Below are 16,669 nucleotides of genomic sequence, written 5' to 3' on the forward strand. Positions count from 1 at the left end.
GACAATCAGGAAAGGTCCGGATCACATCATGATCGCGAGCAGGGCCGGCAGGTACAGGAACGACAGCAGCGTCGAGCACAGCACCAGGCCGGCGACGAATTCCGGCTCGCGTCGGGAGCGCTGGGCGAACAGGTAGTTGAAGACCGCCACCGGCATGCTCATCTGCAGGATCAGCACGCTCTGCGCCAGCGGCGGCAGACCCAGCAGATGACCGACGGCGAAGGCGAGCAGGGCCGCCGCGGGGATGCGCAGCAGGCTGAAGTGGAACCCCGACGCCAGGTTGCGCACACGGATGCGTGCCAGCGACACGCCCAGGGTGATCAGCATCAACGGCACGCTGAATCCCGAGATCAGGTCCACGGTGTTGGCCAGCCAGGCCGGCAGGGTGGTGCCGGTGAGCAGCATCGCGGTGGCTACCAGGATCGCGTAGACCACCGGCGTGCGCGCCAGGCTGCGCAGCGGCCGACCGCTGCGACTGGAGAGCAGGGTGCCGAAGGTGAACTGGACCAGCGATACCGAGACCATCGAGGTGATCGCGTAGGCGAAGCCGGCATGGCCAAAGGCATAGAGAATCACCGGCAGGCCCATGTTGCCGGTATTGGGAAACATCGTCGGCAGGATCACGGTGCGCCACGGCTTGCCCAGCACCCGCGCGATCACCAGGCTGATCAGCCCCATGCCGGTGACGACCAGCAGCGTGCCGAGCATGGTCAGGCCGAAGCTGCCGGGATCGATGTCGGCACCGTCGAGCGAGGCCAGGATCAGGGTCGGCGTGCCGATGTTGAAGACCAGTCGGGTGATGAACTCGACGGGATAGTCGTAGCCCAGGCGAACCCAGCCAAAGCCCAGGCCGGCGCCGCACAACACCGGCGCCATCACCGCGAAGAGTTCGGCGAGCATGCAGGATCCTCGTGAGAAGTCAGCGAAGGCCGGCAAGCGTACCGGCGAAGCGACCACCATTGTCCCCAGTCTTGCTGTTGCGGTGCAACACCGATGCCGGAAACATGGCGTTCTGGGCCCGCTGTCGTCGTTGCCGAGCCGCGGGCCCGCGCGCCACAGTGGTAGCGGCGAAGCGGGGAGGATACGCTGGGGGCTGGGCCGTATTCGAGGATGCCTCACCGCCGTCATGACGCCAAGAACCTCCAAGCATCCCGGTGCCCGGGGCGAGCCCCTGTCGGTCGGCTTCGTCCTGCTGCACCGCTTCACGCTGATGCCCTTCGCCGCCTTCGTCGACTGCCTGCGTCTGGCGGCGGACGAGGGTGACCGCAGCCGCCAGTTGCGTTGCCACTGGACCTTCATGACCAGCACCGGCGAGCCCGCCGTGTCCAGCTGCGGGGCGGCCGTCTCGCCCTGTCAGCCCTTTCGCAACCCCGACGACTTCGACTACATCGTGGTCATCGGCGGCGTGCAGGACGAAAAGGCCCGGGTGGATACCGCCGCGCTCGCCTACCTCAAGCAGGCGGCTTCCGCCCAGGTGCCGCTGGTGGGCGTGTGTACCGGCGTCTTCGCGCTCATCCAGGCAGGGCTGATGAACGGCCGACGCTGCTGCGTGAGCTGGTATCACCATCGCGACATGGTCCAGCGCTTCCCGGCCATCGAGCCGGTGGCCGATCGGCTCTACATCGACGACGGCGACCGGGTCACCTGTGCGGGCGGCGCCGCCGCGGCGGACCTGGCCGCCTATCTGATCGAGCGTCACCTGGGCAAGGCGTGGGCCATGAAAAGCCTGCACATCATGCTCCTGGAGGAGGCCCGCGCCGGCACCCGGCCGCAGCCGCAGCCGGTGGTGTTCGGCAAGATCGAGGATCGCCTGGTGCGTCGCTCCATCGCGCTGCTCGAGCAGCACCTGGGCGAGTCGATCTCCATGGACGTGCTCGCCGAGCGGGTGGGAACGTCGCGGCGCAACCTGGAGCGCCGTTTTCGCGAGACGCTAGGCGTGGGACCGCAGAAGTTCGCGCGTGACCTACGGCTGCGCTACGGGCTCTGGCTGTTGCACTACACCGGCAAGAGCGTCACCGAGATCGGCGAGCAGTGCGGCTTCGCCGATACGGCGCATTTTTCACGCCACTTTCGTAGTACGTTCGGCATGACGCCGTCGGAAATGCGCAAGCAGGCCGGCGACCCCGACAGCGACCGTGTCGACCCCTTCTTCCTGCATGTCGAGGGCCGCCCGGCGCTCTGAATGGCAAGGCCTTATCCTTCCGTCTCATGCGGTCTGTGACACGGGGAGCCGGGTTCGTCGCGGCGGCTCTCGAGCGGCCGTGAACGATCCCTCGCCTGACTTGGACATTCATCAAGCCTGTCGCATTCGTTCAATCTTTGCGCGGCCGCGTCGCCTTTAATCGAAGCGTGAGGCGGCAGAGCCACATGGCGGGCGTCGAGGCACCCGGATCACTCCGTTTCCCGGGTTGCCGGTCGCCGCCGTATCCGAGGCACGCTCTGCCCATGACCGATAACAACAGGAGTCCATCATGAATCAGGTTGGTCTTGCCGCATTCGATTCCCAGGTCGCCGCCGCCATCGCCGACGAGGTGGCGCGTCAGGAAGCCCATATCGAGCTGATCGCTTCCGAGAACTACGCCAGCCGTGCCGTGATGGAAGCCCAGGGGACCCAACTGACCAACAAGTACGCCGAAGGGTACCCGGGCAAGCGTTACTACGGCGGCTGCGAGCACGTGGACGTGGTCGAACAGCTGGCCATCGAACGGGCCTGCGACCTGTTCGGGGCCGACTATGCCAACGTGCAGCCGCACTCCGGGGCCCAGGCCAACGCGGCGGCCTTCATGGCGCTGGTCAAGCCGGGCGATACCGTGCTGGGCATGAGCCTGGCCCACGGCGGCCACCTGACCCATGGTGCCGCGCCCAACTTCTCCGGCAAGCACTATCACGCCGTGCAGTACGGGCTGAACCCGGAGACCGGCGAGATCGACTACGACGAGGTCGAGCGCCTGGCTCGCGAGCATCGGCCCAAGCTGGTCATCGCCGGCTTCTCGGCCTATTCCCGGGTGGTGGACTGGCGACGTTTCCGCGCCATCGCCGACGAGGTCGGAGCCTACCTGCTGGTCGACATGGCCCACGTGGCGGGCCTGGTCGCCGCCGGCCTCTACCCGAGTCCGATCCCCCACGCCCACGTGGTGACCACCACCACCCACAAGACGCTGCGCGGCCCGCGTGGTGGTCTGATCCTCTCCGCCAATGCCGACGAGGCGCTGGTCAAGAAGCTCAACGGCGCGGTGTTCCCGGGGCAGCAGGGCGGTCCGCTGATGCACGTGATCGCGGCCAAGGCGGTGGCCTTCAAGGAAGCCATGAGCCAGGACTTCGTCAACTACCAGCGTCAGGTCATCGCCAATGCCCGCGCCATGGCCCAGGTGTTCCTCGAGCGGGGTTTCGAGGTGGTCTCCGGTGGCACCGACGACCACCTGTTCCTGGTGTCGCTGATCAAGCAGGGCGTGACCGGCAAGGACGCCGACGCCGCGCTCGGCCGGGCGCACATCACCGTCAACAAGAACGCCGTGCCCAACGACCCGCAGAGCCCCTTCGTCACCTCCGGCCTGCGCATCGGCACCCCGGCGGCGACCAGCCGCGGCTTCGACGACAGCGAGTGCGCCGAGCTGGCGGGCTGGATCTGCGACATCCTCGACGTGCTCGCCGAGCGCGGCAACACCGACGCGGTGGAGGCCGAGGTCCGCGAGAAGGTCGAGGACCTCTGCGCGCGTCACCCGGTCTACGGGGAAGCCGCCGCCAACGGGCAGGCGACCGGCGCGGACGTGCCGGCCGCCTCCGCCCTGTAACGCGACACGAGTCAGGAGACAATCATGCAACGCTATTCGGGCTTCGGACTGGTCAAGCACGCGCTCAGTCATCACGAGAACTGGCAGCGCCAGTGGCGCAACCCCACGCCCAAGAAAGAGTACGACGTGATCATCGTCGGCGGCGGCGGCCACGGTCTGGCGACCGCCTACTACCTGGCCAAGGAGCACGGCATCACCAATGTCGCGGTGATCGAGAAGGGCTGGCTGGGCGGCGGCAATACCGCGCGCAACACCACCATCGTGCGTTCCAACTACCTGTGGGACGAGTCGGCGGCGCTCTACGAGCACGCGATGAAGCTGTGGGAAGGGCTCTCCCAGGACATCAACTACAACGTGATGTTCTCGCAGCGCGGCGTGCTCAACCTCGGCCATACCCTGCAGGACATGCGCGACATCCAGCGCCGGGTCAACGCCAACCGCCTGAACGGCATCGACAGCGAGGTCCTCGACGCCAAGGGCGTGCAGGCGCTGGTGCCGATCATGGACTGCTCCCAGCGTGCCCGTTACCCGGTGATGGGCGCCTCCTGGCAGCCGCGTGCCGGGGTGGCGCGTCACGACGCCGTGGCCTGGGGCTATGCCCGCGGCGCCGACGGACTCGGCGTCGACCTGTTGCAGAACACCGAGGTCACCGGCTTCAAGATCCTCGACGGCCGGGTGGTCGGCGTGCACACCAATCGCGGCGACATCGGCGCCAGGACGGTGGGCTGCGTCACCGCCGGCAACTCCGGGGTGATGGCCAAGATGGCCGGCTTCCAGCTGCCGCTGGAGTCGCATCCGCTGCAGGCGCTGGTCTCCGAGCCGCTCAAGCCGATCCTCGATACCGTGGTGATGTCCAACCACGTCCACGGCTACATCAGCCAGTCCGACAAGGGCGACCTGGTGATCGGCGCCGGTATCGACGGCTACAACGGCTACGGCCAGCGCGGCAGCTACCCGACCGTGGAGCACACCCTGCAGGCGATCGTCGAGATGTTCCCGATCTTCTCGCGGGTGCGCATGAACCGCCAGTGGGGCGGCATCGTCGACACCTGCCCGGACGCCTGCCCGATCCTCTCGCGGACGCCGGTCAAGGGGCTCTACTTCAACTGCGGCTGGGGCACCGGCGGCTTCAAGGCCACGCCCGGCTCGGGTCACGTGTTCGCCTGGTCGCTGGCCAAGGGCCAGATGCACAAGCTGGCCGCGCCGTTTTCCATCGATCGTTTTCGCACTGGGGCGCTCATTGATGAGCACGGTGCGGCAGGCGTGGCTCACTGAGGGGGAATCATCATGTTTCATATCTACTGCCCCTACTGCGAGGAGCACCGCGAGGAAGAGGAGTTCCATCCCAAGGGCCAGGCGCACATCGCCCGCCCGGCGGACCCGGACGCCTGCTCGGATGCCGAGTGGGGCGACTACCTGTTCTTCCGCGACAACCCGCGCGGCATCCACCACGAGCTGTGGGTCCATGCGGTGGGCTGTCGCAAGTTCTTCAACATCACCCGCCATACGGTGACCTACGAGATTCTCGAGACCTACCGCATGGGCGAGCAGCCGACCATCACCGCCGAGAGCCTGGCGCGTGAGGAGAAAGCCGACAAGGTGCAGGTCGCCGATGGCGGCCAGCAGACCGTGGGAGCCAGCGACGCCGCCCTGGCGTCGATGAAGGGAGCGCAGGCATGAGCCAGTCATCATCACAGCCCAACCGCCTGGCGCAGGGCGGCCAGGTCGACCGCTCGCGCGAGCTGACCTTCACCTTCAACGGCAAGCGCTACGTCGGCCACCCCGGCGATACCCTGGCCTCGGCGCTGCTCGCCAACGGTGTCGACATCGTCAACCGCAGCTTCAAGTACTCGCGGCCGCGCGGCATCGTCGCCGCCGGCGCCGAGGAGCCCAACGCCGTGGTCCAGCTGGGCGCCTCCGAGGCCGCCCAGGTGCCCAACGTGCGCGCCACCCAGCAGGCGCTCTACCAGGGCCTGGAGGCGCGCAGCACCAACGGCTGGCCCAACGTCCAGCGCGACCTGATGGCTTCGGTCGGCAAGCTGGGCGGCTCCTTCATGCCGCCGGGCTTCTACTACAAGACCTTCATGGCCCCGGCCTCGATGTGGATGACCTACGAGAAGTACATCCGCAAGTCGGCCGGCCTGGGGCGCAGCCCCGCCGAGTCGGACCCGGACATCTACGATCACCTGAACCAGCACTGCGACGTGCTGGTGATCGGCGCCGGGCCCGCTGGCCTCACGGCAGCGCTGACGGCCGCCCGCAGCGGCGCGCGGGTGATCCTCTGCGACGAGCAGGAGCGCCTGGGCGGTTCGCTGCTCGACAGCCGCGAGCCCCTCGACGATGCCCCGGCCAGCCAGTGGGCGCAGGCCGTGATCGACGAGCTGGCGGCCATGGAAGACGTGACCCTGTTGCCGCGCACCACCGCCAACGGCTATCACGATCACAACTTCGTGACGCTGCACGAGCGGCGCACCGAGCATCTCGCCGATGTCGCGCCGCGCGTCGACGGCCGTCGTCAGTCACGCTCGCGGCTGCATCGCGTGCGTGCCGCCCAGGTGGTGCTGGCCACCGGCGCCCACGAGCGGCCGCTGGTCTATGCCAACAACGACGTACCGGGCAACCTGCTGGCCGGTGCGGTGTCGACCTATGTCCGCCGCTACGGCGTGGCGCCGGGACAGAAGCTGGTACTCACCACCAGCAACGATCACGGCTATCGCGCCGCCCTCGACTGGAAGGAGGCGGGTCGCGAGGTGGTGGCGATCGTCGACGCCCGTGACAACCCCGATGGCGAGCTGGTCGAGCAGGCGCGGGCCGCCGGCATTCGGCTCATCACCGGCAGCGCGGTGATCGAGGCCAAGGGCGACAAGCGCGTCAGCGGCGCACGCGTGGCGCGCATCGACATCGACGGCTTCCAGGTGGTCGGCAAGGTCGAGGAACTGGCCTGCGACACCATCGCCAGCTCCGGCGGCTACAGTCCGGTGATCCACCTCTCTTCCCACACCGGCACGCGTCCCGTGTGGCGCGAGGACATCCTCGGCTTCGTGCCCGGCAAGGTCAAAGGACTGACGCCGGCGGGCGGGGCGCAGGGCATCTATGCGCTCGACGCCGTTCTCGAGGATGGCGTCGCCGCCGGCAACCGCGCCGCCGAGGCGGCCGGTTTCACCGCGGCCCGGCTCGAACTGCCGCGGGCGGTGGCCCGTCGCGAATCGCCGGCCGTGGCGCTCTATCAGGTGCCCCACGAGAAGCCCACGCTGCGCGCGCCCAAGCAGTTCGTCGACCTGCAGAACGACGTCACCGCGGCGGGCATCGAGGTGGCCACCCGCGAGGGCTTCGAGTCGATCGAGCACGTCAAGCGCTACACCGCGATGGGCTTCGGCACCGACCAGGGCAAGCTGGGCAACATCAACGGCATGGCGATCGCCGCGCGCTGTCTCGGCCAGACCATTCCCGAGACCGGCACCACGGTGTTCCGCCCCAACTACACGCCGGTGACCTTCGGCGCGATCGTCGGCCGCCACTGTCGCGAGCTGTTCGATCCCGAGCGCTACACCGCGCTGCATCAGTGGCACGTCGAGCACGGCGCCGAGTTCGAGGACGTCGGCCAGTGGAAGCGCCCCTGGTACTTCCCGCGCACCGTCAACGGCAAGAAGGAGAGCATGCACGACGCGGTGGCCCGCGAGTGCCTGGCGGTGCGCCAGGGCGTGGGCATCCTCGATGCCTCGACGCTGGGCAAGATCGACATCCAGGGCCCGGACGCCCGCGAGTTCCTGGGTCGGGTCTACACCAACAAGTGGGCCAAGCTGGCCCCGGGGCGTGTCCGCTACGGCCTGATGTGCAAGGACGACGGCATGCTGATGGACGACGGCACCACCAGCTGCCTGGGCGACAACCACTTCCTGATGACCACCACCACCGGTGGCGCCGCGGGCGTGCTGGAGTGGCTCGAGCTGTGGCATCAGACCGAATGGCCGGAACTCCAGGTCTACTTCGATTCGGTGACCGACCACTGGGCGACGATGACCGTGACGGGCCCCGAGGCGCGCAAGCTGATGGCCGAGGTCACCGACATCGACCTCGACAAGGAAGCCTTCAAGTTCATGGACTGGCGCGAAGGCACCGTGGCCGGCGTTCCGGCGCGGGTCTTCCGCATCTCGTTCACCGGCGAGCTGGCCTACGAGATCAACGTTCAGGCCAACTACGCCATGCACGTCTGGAAGACGCTGTTCGCGCACGGCGAGAAGTACGACCTGACGCCCTACGGCACCGAGACCATGCACGTGCTGCGTGCCGAGAAGGGACTGATCATCGTCGGCCAGGACACCGATGGCTCGGTGACCCCGGAGGACCTGAACATGTACTGGGCGATCGGCTACGACAAGCCGTTCCCGTGGATCGGCAAGCGTGCGCTGAGCCGCCCCGATACCCGGCGTATCGACCGCAAGCAACTGGTCGGCCTGCGCCCGCACGATCCCAAGGTGGTGCTGGAGGAGGGCGCGCAGATCGTCTTCGACCCCGAACAGGCGATTCCCATGACCATGGTCGGCCACGTCACCTCCAGCTACTACAGCCCGGTGCTCGACAGCGGCTTCGCCCTGGCCGTGGTCAAGGGCGGCCACCATCGCATGGGCGAGACCGTCTACCTGCCGATGGCCGACGGCAAGGTCCATGCCGCCGAGATCGTGAGTACCGTGTTCGTTGATCCCAAGGGAGAGCGCCAGAATGTCTGATGTGCGTCTATTCGACAGCCGCCCGACCGCCGAGGTCGAGGCCGAATCGCCGCTGGCGCTGAGCCAGCTCGACGAGCGCGCCCGGCGCGCGCCCGCCAGCCCCGGTGTCACGCTGCGCGAGCGGGCCTTTCTCGGCCACCTGATCCTGCGCGGCGGGGCGATCGTCCTCGACGAAGCGGTGCGCCAGGTGCTCGGTGTCAGCCTGCCGGCGCGGCCCGGCGCGCTGGTCCTCGACGAGTCGGGCGAGCGCTCGATCCAGTGGCTGTCGCCGGACGAGTGGCTGGTCATCGTCCCCGACGGTGAGGCCTTCTCGCTGGAGCAGCGCCTGCGCGATGCCCTGGGTGATGCCCACTTCGCCATCGTCGACGTCAGCGGCGGGCAGACCGTCGTCGAACTCTCCGGGCCGATGGCCCGCGAGGTGCTGATGAAATCCACGCCCTACGACGTCCACCCGCGGCACTTCCCGGCCGGCAAGGGCGTGACCACGACCTTCGCCAAGGCCACCGCGATCCTGCGTCGGCCGGACGAGGGGCGCTGGGAGCTGGTCCTGCGCCGCAGCTTCGCCGACTACTGCTACCGCTGGCTGGTGGATGCCGGCGAGGAGTACGGCCTGGCGGTGTCCACCGGCGACTGACGGACGTGCCCGGCAAGCGGTATGTCGAGAGGGCGCCACGGCGCCCTCTCGTTCTTTCGTCGGCTGATCGGTGTGTTTGAGGGTGTTTACAAAGTCGGCGAGCGAAGGCAAGACAAGGCAAAATCGGTCGAAAAAGCGGAGTTTACACGGGGTAAATGAGCATTTTGAGGCCGGTTTTAACGCCGTATTGCCGAGCGCAGGCAGTTTGTAAATACCCTCTAAGGCCGACACTGGCGTACCGTCTACAAGACGGGCCAACGACAATCACCAACAGGAGGCGCCATGAGCCGCACCCCCGATACCTGGATCATCGCCGCCCAGTGCCCCAGCCGGCTGGGCACCGTGGATGTGGTCACGCGCTTTCTCAAGGAGCAGCGCTGTTACATTACCGAGCTGCACTCCTTCGACGAGCGCCTGGGCGAGCGTTTCTTCATCCGCGCCGAGTTTCGCCCCGAGGACGGCTTCGATGCCGGGGCCTTCGAGGCCGCCTTCGCGCCGCGCGCCGCCGAATTCGACATGCAGTTCGAACTCACCGCGCCCGGCGCCCGGCCTCGCACGGTGATTCTGGTCTCCAAGGCCGATCACTGCCTCAACGACCTGCTCTATCGCTACCGTATCGGCCAGTTGCCGATCGACATCCGCGCGGTGGTCTCCAACCATCCCGATCTCGAGCCGCTCGCCGCGTGGCACGATCTGCCCTATCACCACTTTCCGATCACCGCCGACACCAAGCCCCAGCAGGAAGCGCAGATCCGCGAGGTGATCGAGGAGACCGGCGCCGAGCTGGTGATCCTGGCCCGCTACATGCAGGTACTCTCGCCCGAGATGTGCGAATTGCTCAGCGGCCGGGCGATCAACATCCACCATTCGCTGCTGCCCGGCTTCAAGGGCGCCCGGCCCTACCACCAGGCCTACGAGAAGGGCGTCAAACTGGTCGGCGCCACCGCCCACTACATCAACAACGACCTCGACGAGGGCCCGATCATCACCCAGGGCGTCGAGCCGGTCGATCACACCCACTACCCCGAGGACCTGGTCGCCAAGGGGCGCGATATCGAATGCCTGACCCTGGCGCGGGCGATCGACTACCACGTCGAGCGTCGGGTGTTCCTCAACCAGGGACGCACCGTGGTGTTCGCGCGCTAGATGTAAACTGTCACTGGGTTTTGGGTTCTCAATTCTACTCGGGTTCGTACCTCGTGTGATTGATATTCCGCTTGGTAAATGGGCAAGGGGGCTACCTCACCCCCTGCCGCCTTGCGGACTACGCGGAACGATTTTGGGGTGGGAGGCATCAAAGTTTTTTGCGTCTGTCCTGTCCATCCCTACAAGCCCCTTTCATCACCTGTCCGTCAGGTATGTTGCTTTCGAGTTCGTTGTACAAAGACACATCAATGTGCCGGTGCGGAATTTCCGTGTTTAAAGGTTCTTCCCATACCTTGTCGATCATTGTGATAACTTGAGTGGTAGGTCCCACCTCATTCTCCTTTAAAATCAGGGCGATCAAGGTCGTAGGGAGGGTCGTGTCCCTGCATTTTTCAGGATAGGTTCCTCTTTCGCCAAATTGTTCCCCGACTACCTGTGTAATAATACTGGTTGCAGGAAAAGAAAACGTCCATGGTATCGAGGAATCTATGTAGAGTGTACAACACCATGCCACCTGGGCCAGATGTCGCAATCAGAATTCTCGGGTAATGATTCCTTGATTTAAAACGGGTTCATGCATTTTCCTGTTCCTCTTCGTCTAACAGGTAAGCGAAAAAGTCCCTGTAGTTTTGCCAGGTATCAGGGGGTGGTCCAAATTCATTCGTGCCCATTTTTTCTATTTCTATAGCGTCGCACCAAATTATAGAAGGTTGACCCTTTGTGTTTAGCAGGATGATGCTTTCGGAAGGCTCTGCGATGACTGCATATTGCTTGTTTAGTCCAGTTTGCTCACGGACCCTTAGTGTTTCCTGTAAAATACTCGTTGAGTTTCCGCAGCTTTCAATATCGTTGTGGCTCACTCCACCTAAGAAACCACCCGAGAAGAACCTGGAGATTTCCTTGAAGTCTTCAGGCAGAATTATTTCCAACGTCCTCTCGATATCTTCCAAGGCACCGTCGCCACATGGTTCGTGTCCGTAAATGGACTCATAGCGAGATTTTAGAGTGGAAATATCCGTCATGTTGTTAACCTGGGTCTTGAATGAGGAGTGAATATCGCCGTTTTTTAGACGTTTAGTTGATGCTTTTTGATAATGGATTAGAGGTTTTTATGAGTTGTTGTTGTTGTCGTTTCCTGGCTGCGCTGCACCTTTGGTGGTTTGAGCTTATGGGGCCGCACTTATTCCTCAAACCCCATTGTTGTCCACGAGTCTACAACAGGCCATAAGTCTAAGTTTAATACAGGGGGGTTGGATTTCCACCAAAGCAAACACTCAGGTTGGTAAGTTGTTAACTCAAGGCAAACATATCCACCCATGCCATTCGTGTATACGGAAACTGTTTTGCTTAAGTTTGGAAGGGGCGTTTCCAGCTCTTCTAGAATCTGCCACTCATCTTCATCTAAAAAGAAAAAATCTTCTACTGGCGATAAGCCCATAGAGCCGGATGCCAAATAAAACCACCCGTTGTGGAGCGTGTCGTAAAACTTTCTCAGTTGTTCAGGCAGTGCTGGCCAGTGTTTTTCCATGTTTTGGTCTAGTTTCTTTTCAATGGGATTTCTTCCTTCGTAACAAAGAATCTTGTTTCCACTGCTGGAGTTTATTTCATAAACTAAGCTGTAACCTGTCTCGTGATGAATCAGACTTACTCTTAGAAGGTTTTTCTTCATATACTCTATGACTTGGGAGAGCTCTGCTTCGAAATTCCGCCATTGCTCAATGGTTTTTAAAACCCTTTTCTCACCGTCGACAGCAAGGATCTCTATCCAACTGTGGGGTAGCTTTTTTTGATCAGGTTCTGGGATTTGATCGAGGCGCAGTATTTGGGGGCGGTGGAAATACATGGTTAAGTATTGTGCAAGAGCTTCTTGAGTCATGTTTGACCTCTGTTCAGGATGCTTGGCTCTATCAGATTGTCGTTTCTGTGCCGAATCAGGGGAGAAGGTAACCACCATCCCGATGGCTAACCTGATCCAGGTTCTATGTTGATCATTTCAAGGAAGTCAGTAAAAGATTTTGCCACCTTCACACATTTGTTCTCTCCTGGTGAATGATCCAGGAAGAATATTTCTCCAGTTGTGTATTTCATGGCAAACCTGTTGTTGAACATGTCATCAGCAATGGGTATTAAGTTTTCAAGCGCGTAACTAGGGTGTATGTGGTAGTCTTCGATCACTCCTCCGGACTCACCCTTTCCAAACATTGTGAATATTTCCCGCTCATTCCCGGCGATGTCTGTTATGGTAGCGTCTCCTGAAAACATACATCTGCCATGGCTGAGTAAAAAAAATTCTGTATGCTTCAGGTAGGGCATGGTTTATGATGTTTTCTATATGTAAGATATTCTCGTCGTCCAAATTTTCAAAATTGTCGTCTATCGGTTCGAATATTCTCATGTCTATTTCCCTGTTCTGGTGTGATGGCCGAGTTTTTTCCTGCCATTATGATTAATTCTGCGTGACTGGGTTATGCAGATATTTTATAATATTATATGATTAGTGGAAGCCTGATAAATGTTGCGCTTGCAGCTTGAAGCTGCCTATTCATCACCATAAAGGGCATCTAAGAAATCACTAAAGGTATTGGCTACCTTTACGATGCTTTCGGGTAGTATATTTTTGCTCGGCTCAAAAGGAGAGAGGTCTTCAAACTCATGGTCTTTATAAAAAATTTCTCCATAGGAGTCTTTTCTCAAAGAAAGCAAGAAGTGGTCTCCTCCAGCAGTGTCAGCAATAAAGATAACGCCTTCAGGAATTTGGTCTCCAATTGACCCGATTTTATGGACGATGTCATCGCATGGTTGTACACCCAGGCCATAAAATACATTGATGGCTTGGCCTGAAAGATTTAGTTTCTCGGCGTCAAAATCTATATAGCTCTCTCTTGGTTCTCCGCCGTTATGCTTCAAGAGGAACTTTTTGTAAGCCATGGGGAGAGGTTTTTTAAGCTTTCTTTCGACTTCTTCAAAATCGCTCAAGCTTAGATTTTTCCCTGTGTTGCATATTTCAAGCAACATACTTGATTCCTGTTGGATAAACGTTTCCTGGGTTGGGTTTATTTTATTTCATCTCGGATGAGTATAGGTCGTCATACATGCACAAGGCCAAACTCCTATGTTGGCTAATTTTCCTGAGATATTTTGCTCGCAAAGATCCCGCTTGGGGTATGCCATCTTGATGTTATCCAAAGAACCCTACAGGATGTATGTTCAACCATTTTCTTACACGGGAGCTAATATATAGCTGCAGGGCCCCGGCTGAGCTTCGCGACCTATTGCAACATGCACAGGCGGCCGCCTGAAGTCGAATGCCGCTCTCGAAAGTAACCTGGCTTCCGAACACCAGCAAAGGTATTCCTGCGGAGTATCAAAGATCCCTGAGTACCGTGGCGACTGTGCTTGTCGCTTGAATTTATTCTTCATAAAAGAGATTTTCTTGACAAGTCATATATGTCTATCTGCTCTTTTTCGAACAAATTTTCCAATGCATCTGTGCCATTGCTTCTTGCGTATTGTCTTTCGTCTTCTGATATGGGGACTGCCAGTAGCCAGGTTACGGTTTTTGTAGGATATTTCGTGGCCCTGAGGTCGTCCCATAAGAATGGCGTGGTGAAGAGCAAATGCTGCATTTCTAAAGATTTTTCATATAATTTTATTGCGTTTTTCAACATCGCGCCTGGACAACAAAACCATTTTTCATTAATTATATAGAATGCTGCCGTGGTCAATGCGTGAGGGAAAATATTATTTGAGCTCTCTGACGCTCCAGTTAGTTCTAGGTGGACAGGGAATTCAACGTTTTTATGAATTAAAGGGTGATCCGACAAGCCAATGGTAGAGTATGAGGTGACCCCCTCGCAGGGACGGTCTTTACACTCAATAAGATCTACGGAGAATATTTTCTTTTCATCCCAATATTTTCGGACTGCAGGGGTTCCGCAGAAGTTGGAGGCTATCTTTTTTGCGATTTCTCGGTTGTCTTCAGTTACGCCTGCCATTTTGGGAGTCCTTTATGGTTGAAAGCCAAAGCACCGTAGTCGCAAACCCTGACCGAGTTTGCCTTGATCCAGCACATATAGCGAAGCGTGCCGTCATGAGCGGTGCATCTCCCGGGTGATGGCGCGGCCCCGAGCCGCGGTTTATCCGACTGTCACGAATGAATCAATGGGAAACTTTACGTAACACGCACCAGTGGGCGCTATCGCGAATGACTGAAAGACCCTGTCGGCAATGTCTTACAACAGTGTCGGCAATAGCGGATCAGTCACCATCCCCGAGGATATTGATCTCGCGCCGCCAGCGGTCCATGAAGGCCGCGCGGCGTCTGGGGCATGGAAGACGACCAGCGGATCGCGTGTGATCGGGCGCGAAACGGCCGGTTCTTCGGGCGGCGACGGGGCCGTTGGGCTCAGTTCATCGCCTGGGGCAGATACAGCGCGATCTCCGGGAAGAGCCGCATCAGCGCGATGGCGACGATCATCAGCAGGAAGAAGGGGATCGTGGCCTTGGTGATGGTGATGATGTCCTTGCCGGTCATGCCCTGGATGACGAACAGGTTGAAGCCCACCGGCGGGGTGATCTGCGACATCTCGACGACGATCACCAGGTAGATGCCGAACCAGATCAGGTCGAAGCCGGCCTTGTCGATCAGCGGCATGATGATCGAGGTGACCAGCAGGATCAGCGAGATGCCGTCGAGGAAGCAGCCCAGCACCAGCAGGAACAGGGTCAGGATCACCAGCAGTGCGGTGGGCGAGAGGCCCAGGGTGGCGATGGCGTTGGCCAGTTTCATCGGCAACTGGGTGAAGCCCATCGCCGAGGAGAGAAAGGACGCGCCGGCGATGATGAAGGCGATCATGCAGGCGGTGCGGATCGCCGCGAACAGCGAGTCGAGGAAGATCGCCTTGTCGAAGTGACCGTTGGCGCGAGCGATCAGCATCGACAGTACCACGCCGGACGAGGCCGCCTCGGTGGGTGAGGCGAAGCCGCCGTAGATGCTGCCGAGGATGCCGCCGATCAGGATCAGCAGCGGAATCAACTGCAGGCTGCCGCGCAGCTTTTCGCCGAGGGTGGTGGAGGCCTCGCGCCGACCGGCGCGACCCTGACGCTCGCCGACCAGCAGCGACCAGCCGATCAGGTAGGCCATGAACAGCACGAGCAACAGCAACCCGGGGCCGATGCCGGCGATGAACAGCCGCGAGATCGACTGCTCGGTGACCACGCCGTAGACGATCATCATGATCGACGGCGGAATCAGCAGGCCCAGCGTCGAGGCGCTGGCCAGGGTGCCGATCGCCAGGTTGGGGTCGTAGCCGCGCCGCTCGAGCTCCGGCAGGGTCATCTTGCCGACGGTGGCGCAGGTCGCCGCCGAGGAGCCGCACACCGCGGCGAACAGGCCGCTGCCGATGATGTTGGAGTGAAGCAGGCGGCCGGGCAAACGGTTCAGCCAGGGCGACAGCGCGCGGAACATGTTGTCGGCGAGCCCGGAGCGGAACAGGATCTCGCCCATCCACACGAACATCGGCAGGGCGGTGAGATCCCAGCCGTAGCTGGCGCCCCAGAAGTCGGAGGCGAGGATCGGCCCCGGGGCGAAGCTCGAGAACAGCGACAGGGCGATCCAGCCGGTACCCAGCAGGGCGAAGGCGATCCACACGCCGCCGCCCAGCAGCAGGGCCAGGGTGGCGATCGTGACGAGGCTGAGGGTCAGCACGGCAGCGGTCTCCTCGGTGATGGTTGGCGTTGGCGCGAGTGCTCGGCGAAACGGGGGCTCACTCGCCGCCGGCCTCTTCGTGCTGTTCGGGGGCGATATAACGGCCGGGCGCCGTGACGGCGAAACGCAGGGTCGTGAGCAGGGCCTCGGCCAGCGCCAGGCCGAGCAGCGCCACGCCGACGCCGAGCACGCTCTGCGGAATCCACAGCGGGATGGCGAGCAGCCCCGAGGAGACGTCGCCGTATTCCAGACTTTCGCGGATCAGCGCGATCAATTCCCAGCCGAGCATCAGGGTCAGCGCCAGGGCGACCGTCAGGCAGGCCGCCTCGACCCATACCCGCGCGGCGGCGGGCAGGCGCGAGATCACCAGCGTCACGCGGATATGCGCGTGGTGCACGAAGGTGTAGGCCAGGCCGAGGAAGGTGGCGCCGACCAGCAGGTAGGCGGCGATTTCCGAGACGCCGCTGATCTCCCAGCCCAGCCGGGCGGTGCCGAGCAGCGACAGCAGGCCGTCGAGGCAGCGAAACAGCACCTGCAGCGTGACCAGCCCACAGATCGCGAGCATGCACAGCGCGGCGCCCCAGGCGCCGAGGTCGTAGAGTCGGGCGAGTCGAAAGGTCATGGCGGTATCCAGGCGGCGGGATGCGAGGCCGGGCCGGCGGAG

At 61.6% G+C, this 16,669-nt stretch carries 15 protein-coding genes; 7 read left to right on the forward strand and 8 right to left on the reverse strand.

Features of this window, described 5'->3' with window-relative positions; translation table 11 throughout:
* Nucleotides 1–21 precede the first annotated feature (21 nt).
* A complete protein-coding gene (locus KGR00_RS00905) occupies nucleotides 22–900 on the reverse strand; it encodes an AEC family transporter (RefSeq protein ID WP_129140261.1) in 879 nt (292 codons plus the stop codon).
* A 226-nt stretch (nucleotides 901–1,126) separates the two neighbouring features.
* On the opposite strand from KGR00_RS00905, the gene KGR00_RS00910 reads away from it, so the two are divergent.
* From KGR00_RS00910 to purU, 7 genes are all read left to right on the forward strand, one after another.
* Nucleotides 1,127–2,182 carry a GlxA family transcriptional regulator gene (locus tag KGR00_RS00910; protein ID WP_129140262.1) on the forward strand — a complete coding sequence of 352 codons (1,056 nt, stop codon included), beginning with the start codon at nucleotides 1,127–1,129 and terminating at the stop codon, nucleotides 2,180–2,182.
* A 289-nt stretch (nucleotides 2,183–2,471) separates the two neighbouring features.
* The gene (gene glyA / locus KGR00_RS00915; RefSeq protein WP_129140263.1) at nucleotides 2,472–3,791 is read left to right on the forward strand and encodes a serine hydroxymethyltransferase; all 1,320 of its coding nucleotides are present in this window, start codon (nucleotides 2,472–2,474) and stop codon (nucleotides 3,789–3,791) included.
* Between the two features lie 24 nt (nucleotides 3,792–3,815).
* Nucleotides 3,816–5,066: a sarcosine oxidase subunit beta family protein gene (locus tag KGR00_RS00920; RefSeq protein ID WP_224418056.1), complete on the forward strand. Its 1,251-nt coding sequence runs from the start codon at nucleotides 3,816–3,818 to the stop codon at nucleotides 5,064–5,066.
* Nucleotides 5,067–5,078: 12 nt separating this feature from the next.
* A complete protein-coding gene (locus tag KGR00_RS00925) occupies nucleotides 5,079–5,471 on the forward strand; it encodes a sarcosine oxidase subunit delta (protein WP_129140265.1) in 393 nt (130 codons plus the stop codon).
* Entirely contained in the window at nucleotides 5,468–8,518 is a 3,051-nt protein-coding gene (locus KGR00_RS00930; RefSeq protein ID WP_224418055.1) for a sarcosine oxidase subunit alpha family protein, read from the forward strand. The genes KGR00_RS00925 and KGR00_RS00930 overlap by 4 nt, the downstream gene beginning before the upstream one ends.
* Nucleotides 8,511–9,152 (forward strand): sarcosine oxidase subunit gamma family protein, encoded by a 642-nt coding sequence (soxG, locus tag KGR00_RS00935; protein ID WP_224418054.1) that lies wholly within the window; start codon nucleotides 8,511–8,513, stop codon nucleotides 9,150–9,152. Before KGR00_RS00930 ends, soxG begins: the two co-directional genes overlap by 8 nt.
* Before the next feature lie 282 nt (nucleotides 9,153–9,434).
* Complete coding sequence (purU, locus tag KGR00_RS00940) at nucleotides 9,435–10,298, forward strand: formyltetrahydrofolate deformylase (RefSeq protein ID WP_129140268.1); 864 nt, start codon at nucleotides 9,435–9,437, stop codon at nucleotides 10,296–10,298.
* A 572-nt stretch (nucleotides 10,299–10,870) separates the two neighbouring features.
* On the opposite strand, the gene KGR00_RS00945 is transcribed toward purU, so the two are convergent.
* The 7 genes from KGR00_RS00945 to KGR00_RS00975 form a co-directional block, all read right to left on the reverse strand.
* A complete protein-coding gene (locus KGR00_RS00945) occupies nucleotides 10,871–11,320 on the reverse strand; it encodes an SMI1/KNR4 family protein (protein WP_224418053.1) in 450 nt (149 codons plus the stop codon).
* A gap of 158 nt (nucleotides 11,321–11,478) precedes the next feature.
* Entirely contained in the window at nucleotides 11,479–12,174 is a 696-nt protein-coding gene (locus tag KGR00_RS00950) for a hypothetical protein (protein ID WP_224418052.1), read from the reverse strand.
* An 86-nt stretch (nucleotides 12,175–12,260) separates the two neighbouring features.
* Nucleotides 12,261–12,611, reverse strand: a complete 351-nt coding sequence (locus KGR00_RS00955) for an SMI1/KNR4 family protein (RefSeq protein WP_224418051.1) — start codon at nucleotides 12,609–12,611, stop codon at nucleotides 12,261–12,263.
* A 225-nt stretch (nucleotides 12,612–12,836) separates the two neighbouring features.
* Complete coding sequence (locus KGR00_RS00960) at nucleotides 12,837–13,313, reverse strand: SMI1/KNR4 family protein (protein ID WP_224418050.1); 477 nt, start codon at nucleotides 13,311–13,313, stop codon at nucleotides 12,837–12,839.
* Nucleotides 13,314–13,714: 401 nt separating this feature from the next.
* The gene (locus tag KGR00_RS00965; protein WP_224418049.1) at nucleotides 13,715–14,293 is read right to left on the reverse strand and encodes a suppressor of fused domain protein; all 579 of its coding nucleotides are present in this window, start codon (nucleotides 14,291–14,293) and stop codon (nucleotides 13,715–13,717) included.
* 410 nt (nucleotides 14,294–14,703) lie between these two features.
* Nucleotides 14,704–16,005 (reverse strand): TRAP transporter large permease subunit, encoded by a 1,302-nt coding sequence (locus KGR00_RS00970; protein WP_224418048.1) that lies wholly within the window; start codon nucleotides 16,003–16,005, stop codon nucleotides 14,704–14,706.
* 58 nt (nucleotides 16,006–16,063) lie between these two features.
* Complete coding sequence (locus KGR00_RS00975) at nucleotides 16,064–16,627, reverse strand: TRAP transporter small permease (RefSeq protein ID WP_224418047.1); 564 nt, start codon at nucleotides 16,625–16,627, stop codon at nucleotides 16,064–16,066.
* Nucleotides 16,628–16,669: the final 42 nt, after the last annotated feature.

It is taken from the genome of Modicisalibacter sp. MOD 31.J, assembly GCF_020147985.1.
GTDB classification, from domain to species: Bacteria; Pseudomonadota; Gammaproteobacteria; order Pseudomonadales; family Halomonadaceae; genus Modicisalibacter; species Modicisalibacter coralii.